The organism is Streptomyces phaeochromogenes, from assembly GCF_001418655.1.
Lineage (GTDB): Bacteria > Actinomycetota > Actinomycetes > Streptomycetales > Streptomycetaceae > Streptomyces > Streptomyces phaeochromogenes.
This window is the reverse complement of the sequence record NZ_LIQZ01000621.1, coordinates 365-2,275: the sequence shown is the minus strand read 5'-3', so window position 1 is coordinate 2,275 and position 1,911 is coordinate 365. Positions and strand designations below refer to the sequence as shown.

Sequence of the window (1,911 nt, the reverse complement as noted above, 5' to 3'; positions counted from 1 at the left end):
CGAGGAGGGTGTCGCCGTACTGGGTGAGGCCGTTGTCCGCTGCTCGGCGGGTACCGGTGTCCGCGGCCCCAACACCCGTACGGCCCACCGATAGTGCCGTACGGCCTTCGCCACGCCTATCAGACCGGTGAGCCAGAGGATGAACCCGATCCCCATCACGAGCACCACGTCGCTGTAGGCGTCACGTCCGGGCCTCGCCTCCGTCACCCCCGCGAACGACGTCCACAGCCCGAACGCGCCGACGGTGAGCGAGGAGAGCAGCCAGAAGAGGCTCAGGCCGGAGGAGCGCAGGCGGGCGTCGGTGGGCGGATGGCTGTCCAACCGCAGCCAGGCGTCGAGAAGTTGGCTGATATGCCGGTCCCGCCGGACGGCGAGGACGACGGCCACGACGGAGGGTGCCAGCGAGGCCAGACCGAGGACCGCGAAGAGCGGCCCCAGGATGAACCCGGTGGGATCGCGCTGCTCCAGTTGCTGCAACGGCAGCACCAGCAGCGCCCATCCGATGATCGCCGCGACCGCCAGCAGCCACAGCAGCAGCACCCGGTGCACCCCGAGACTGCGTCTGCGCAGCTCCTCCAACGCCCGCCCACGGTCCGCCAGCAGCGCCGACCTGTCGGGCCAGCCGCTGACGTACGCGGGCGGCGGAGGCGGCAGCGTTGGGCCGGGCATCGAATCCTTCGGGAGGGCGAGGGCGAACCAGGCGGAACGGGACGGCGGAACGGGGTGGATGAGAGCGGGAGAAAGCGGGAGAGCGAGGCGAACGGGACTGAGCGGATCGCGACCGTGCGGTGCGGCATGTCGAACAGTGCCACGCCGACGCTACCCCGCCGCTGTACCCGTGCGATGCCCATCCAAGCCGGACCGATGCCCGAACGGCTTGAACTCCCCCGCTCTCTTCACTCAATCCCTGCCTGTTCCCGCCTATAACCCCCGCCTATAGCCCCTGCCGGTTCGCCGGCCGGCTCACGCCACGCGCGTGGCCCCCGCGAACGGCATCTCGTCGATCGGCGCCACCCGCACCGGCGCCGACGGATTGGGTGCGTGGACCATCTGCCCGTTGCCCACGTACAGCCCCACATGGCTGATGCCCGAGTAGAAGAACACCAGGTCGCCGGGGCGCAGTTCGGACCGCGACACCCGCTGTCCCGCGTTGATCTGCGCGTACGTCGTGCGGGGCAGTTCGATCCCCGCGGCACGGTACGCGGCCTGCATCAGCCCCGAGCAGTCGAAGGCGTCGGGTCCGGTGGCGCCCCACACGTACGGGCTGCCGAGCTTCCCGTACGCGTATGAAATCGCTGTCGCCGCACGGGAGTTGGGGGCAGTGGTCGACGCACCCGTGCCACCGCCGCCCAGGTCGCGCGGGCCCGCGGCGGAACGTGAGGCGCGGGCGGTGTCCGCGTCGTCGGCGCCGATGCGGGCCCGGTCCGCGTCCGAGAGCCGCGACAGCAGATCCCGTGCCTCTCCCAGCTTCCCGGTGACGGTGGTCTTGTGCCGCTTCAGCTCCGCCTGCCGTTCCTTGAGCGAGGTGAGTTCGACATGGGCGGCCCCGCGCAACTGCTCGATCTCGCGCAGCTGTCGGCGTACGCGCGACACGTTCGAGGCCTGCCTGCTGCCGGCCCGCTCGGCGAACGCGGCCCCGTCCAGGTACTGGTCGGGGTCGGAGGAGAGCATGAGCCCGAGTGCGGGGTCGACGCCGCCGTCCCGGTACTGCGCGGCGGCCAGTGAACCGAGCGCGTCCCGCTCGGAGTTGAGCCGTTCCGTCCTGCGCGCTGCCTCGTCCTGGAGGGTGTCCAGGCGGCCCCGCGTCTTCGTCGACTTCTCCTTCGCGCCGTTGTACTTCTCGGTGGCGACCTCCGCCTCCTGGTACAACTTGTCGACCTTCGCCTTGACCTGAGCGGGTGTCAGCTCGGG

The 1,911-nt window shown here is 70.8% G+C and carries 2 protein-coding genes; both read right to left on the bottom strand.

Annotated elements, in window-relative coordinates:
- On the bottom strand, positions 1-669 hold a 669-nt coding region (locus AOK17_RS46780; protein WP_157881556.1), incomplete at its 3' end, for a hypothetical protein.
- Between the two features lie 294 nt (positions 670-963).
- Positions 964-1,911: C40 family peptidase (locus tag AOK17_RS46775; protein WP_055618716.1), on the bottom strand; the 948-nt coding region annotated here is incomplete at its 5' end.